The 4,174-nt window shown below is 52.8% G+C and carries 2 tRNA genes and 2 rRNA genes; all 4 read right to left on the minus strand.

Annotated features, from left to right (window positions below):
- Positions 1 to 2,789 (minus strand): 23S ribosomal RNA (locus CDH47_RS17350); the annotation flags it as partial.
- 339 nt (positions 2,790 to 3,128) lie between these two features.
- Positions 3,129 to 3,204: transfer RNA gene (locus CDH47_RS17355), tRNA-Ala, on the minus strand.
- 97 nt (positions 3,205 to 3,301) lie between these two features.
- Positions 3,302 to 3,378: transfer RNA gene (locus CDH47_RS17360), tRNA-Ile, on the minus strand.
- Between the two features lie 106 nt (positions 3,379 to 3,484).
- Positions 3,485 to 4,174 (minus strand): 16S ribosomal RNA (locus CDH47_RS17365); the annotation flags it as partial.

Genomic DNA, 4,174 nt, shown 5'->3' on the forward strand with positions numbered 1-4,174 from the left:
AGGGTCCAGGGAGATCTCATCTTGGAAGGGGCTTCCCGCTTAGATGCTTTCAGCGGTTATCCTGTCCGAACATAGCTACCGGGCAATGCCACTGGCGTGACAACCCGAACACCAGAGGTTCGTTCACTCCGGTCCTCTCGTACTAGGAGCAACTTTCCTCAAATCTCCAACGTCCACGGCAGATAGGGACCGAACTGTCTCACGACGTTCTAAACCCAGCTCGCGTACCACTTTAAATGGCGAACAGCCATACCCTTGGGACCGGCTTCAGCCCCAGGATGTGATGAGCCGACATCGAGGTGCCAAACACCGCCGTCGATGTGAACTCTTGGGCGGTATCAGCCTGTTATCCCCGGAGTACCTTTTATCCGTTGAGCGATGGCCCTTCCATACAGAACCACCGGATCACTATGACCTACTTTCGTACCTGCTCGACGTGTCAGTCTCGCAGTTAAGCGGGCTTGTGCCATTACACTAACCGTACGATGTCCGACCGTACTTAGCCCACCTTTGTGCTCCTCCGTTACACTTTAGGAGGAGACCGCCCCAGTCAAACTACCCACCACACAATGTCCTCGATCCCGATAAGGGACCAGAGTTAGAACCTCAAACATGCCAGGCTGGTATTTCAAGGTCGGCTCCACGCAATCTGGCGATCACGTTTCAAAGCCTCCCAGCTATCCTACACAAGCATATTCAAAGTTCACTGTGAAGCTATAGTAAAGGTTCACGGGGTCTTTCCGTCTAGCCGCGGATACACCGCATCTTCACGGCGATTTCAATTTCACTGAGTCTCGGGTAGAGACAGCGCCCCCATCGTTACGCCATTCGTGCAGGTCGGAACTTACCCGACAAGGAATTTCGCTACCTTAGGACCGTTATAGTTACGGCCGCCGTTTACCGGGGCTTCGATCAAGAGCTTCGCACGAATGCTAACCCCATCAATTAACCTTCCGGCACCGGGCAGGCGTCACACCGTATACGTCCACTTTCGTGTTTGCACAGTGCTGTGTTTTTAATAAACAGTCGCAGGGGCCTGGTATCTTCGACCGGCTTCTGCTCAACCCGCGAAGGGCGTCACATACCACCGGCGTGCCTTCTCCCGAAGTTACGGCACCATTTTGCCTAGTTCCTTTACCCGAGTTCTCTCAAGCGCCTTGGTATTCTCTACCTGACCACCTGTGTCGGTTTGGGGTACGGTCTCGAATAGCCTGAAGCTTAGAAGATTTTCCTGGAAGCAGGGCATCAATGACTTCGCTCCCGTAAAAGGGTGCTCGTCGTCACGTCTCAGGATTGTGGGCCCGGATTTGCCTAAGTCCACTCCCTACTCGCTTAAACCGGGACAACCGTCGCCCGGCTCACCTAGCCTTCTCCGTCTCTCCATCGCAGCTATCCAAGGTACGGAAATATTAATCCGTTTCCCATCGACTACACCTTTCGGTCTCGCCTTAGGGGCCGACTCACCCTGCGCCGATTAGCGTTGCGCAGGAACCCTTGGTCTTCCGGCGTGCGGGTTTTTCACCCGCATTGTCGTTACTCATGTCAGCATTCGCACTTGTGATACCTCCAGCAAGCTTCTCAACTCACCTTCGCAGGCTTACACAACGCTCCCCTACCCCGCATACAAAGTATGCAGCCGCAGCTTCGGTATCCAGTTTGAGCCCCGTTACATCTTCCGCGCAGGCCGACTCGACTAGTGAGCTATTACGCTTTCTTTAAAGGATGGCTGCTTCTAAGCCAACCTCCTAGCTGTCTAAGCCTTCCCACATCGTTTCCCACTTAACTGGAATTTGGGGACCTTAGCTGGCGGTCTGGGTTGTTTCCCTCTTCACAACGGACGTTAGCACCCGCTGTGTGTCTCCCGGATAGTACTCACAGGTATTCGGAGTTTGCATCGGGTTGGTAAGTCGGGATGACCCCCTAGCCGAAACAGTGCTCTACCCCCTGTGGTATTCGTCCGAGGCGCTACCTAAATAGCTTTCGGGGAGAACCAGCTATCTCCGGGCTTGATTAGCCTTTCACTCCGATCCACAAGTCATCCCCTGGCTTTTCAACGACAGTGGGTTCGGTCCTCCAGTTGATGTTACTCAACCTTCAACCTGCTCATGGATAGATCGCCCGGTTTCGGGTCTATGCCCAGCGACTCAATCGCCCTATTCAGACTCGGTTTCCCTACGGCTCCCCTAAACGGTTAACCTCGCCACTGAACATAAGTCGCTGACCCATTATACAAAAGGTACGCCGTCACAGAACAAGTCTGCTCCGACTGCTTGTACGCATACGGTTTCAGGATCTATTTCACTCCCCTCACAGGGGTTCTTTTCGCCTTTCCCTCACGGTACTGGTTCACTATCGGTCAGTCAGGAGTATTTAGCCTTGGAGGATGGTCCCCCCATATTCAGACAAGGTTTCTCGTGCCCCGTCCTACTCGATTTCACTGGATTCAGGTTTCGGATACAGGGCTATCACCCACTATGGCGGCACTTTCCAGAGCCTTCTCCTACCATTCATCCAGCTTAAGGGCTAGTCCCCGTTCGCTCGCCGCTACTGAGGGAATCTCGGTTGATTTCTTTTCCTCCGGGTACTTAGATGTTTCAGTTCCCCGGGTTCGCCTCTTACACCTATGTATTCAGTGCAAGATACCCGACCGAAATCGGGTGGGTTTCCCCATTCAGAAATGTCCGGATCACAGCTTGTTTGCCAGCTCCCCGAACCTTATCGCAGGCTTCCACGTCTTTCATCGCCTCTGACTGCCAAGGCATCCACCGTATGCGCTTAGTTGCTTGACTATATAACCCCAAGACAACTGATCACCAATGTCAGGAATGTTCATCACCGAACCGAAGTTCTGCGAATCCCTTTCCAGGAACATCAGAGACAGCCACTTGAAGCTATAAACAACCACTTCAACGACAACACCGGATAACGCTTGAAAAAATCGCTATCACTTTGAACACATTTTCTCGGAGATAATGAGAAAATGTCTTCGTGTTCTATCTCATCCAATTTGTTAAAGAGCAAATCTGACCCAGTGATCAGAAAGAAGAACTTCGATTAACAACTTTTGTCATCAATTCGAAACGCTTGTTTCTGTACACTGACCGAAGTCAGGGGTGACCAAGTAATCATGGTGGAGCTAGGCAGGATCGAACTGCCGACCTCCTGCGTGCAAGGCAGGCGCTCTCCCAGCTGAGCTATAGCCCCAAAAGCTATCTCGTATCAAATTGTTCAGATCAAGGCATCGAGGGGCGCCGCATAGCCTGCTATGCAAGTCACTCAATAACGCCGAGCTGGACAATTTTGGTGGGTCTGGGTGGAGTTGAACCACCGACCTCACCCTTATCAGGGGTGCGCTCTAACCAACTGAGCTACAGACCCGGTTTTGCTTGTCTTTCAACAAGACCGTCGGGCCTACAGACCCTTGCTCTCTTTATCAATCAACCAAGTAATTCGTGTGGACTCTGACCGAAGCGTCGACTTCGTTTAAGGAGGTGATCCAGCCCCAGGTTCCCCTAGGGCTACCTTGTTACGACTTCACCCCAGTCATAAACCACACCGTGGTAATCGTCCTCCCGAAGGTTAGACTAACTACTTCTGGTGCAATCTACTCCCATGGTGTGACGGGCGGTGTGTACAAGGCCCGGGAACGTATTCACCGTGACATTCTGATTCACGATTACTAGCGATTCCGACTTCACGGAGTCGAGTTGCAGACTCCGATCCGGACTACGATGCGTTTTGTGAGATTGGCTCCCCCTCGCGGGTTTGCAACCCTCTGTACGCACCATTGTAGCACGTGTGTAGCCCTGGCCGTAAGGGCCATGATGACCTGACGTCATCCCCACCTTCCTCCGGTTTGTCACCGGCAGTCTCCCTAGAGTTCTCAGCCGAACTGCTAGCAACTAGGGATAGGGGTTGCGCTCGTTACGGGACTTAACCCAACATCTCACGACACGAGCTGACGACGGCCATGCAGCACCTGTGTCAGAGTTCCCGAAGGCACCAATCCATCTCTGGAAAGTTCTCTGCATGTCAAGGCCAGGTAAGGTTCTTCGCGTTGCGTCGAATTAAACCACATGCTCCACCGCTTGTGCGGGCCCCCGTCAATTCATTTGAGTTTTAACCTTGCGGCCGTACTCCCCAGGCGGTCAACTTAGTGCGTTAGCTGCGCCAC

Origin of the sequence: Marinobacter salexigens (assembly GCF_002806945.1) — a bacterium.
Lineage (GTDB): Bacteria > Pseudomonadota > Gammaproteobacteria > Pseudomonadales > Oleiphilaceae > Marinobacter > Marinobacter salexigens.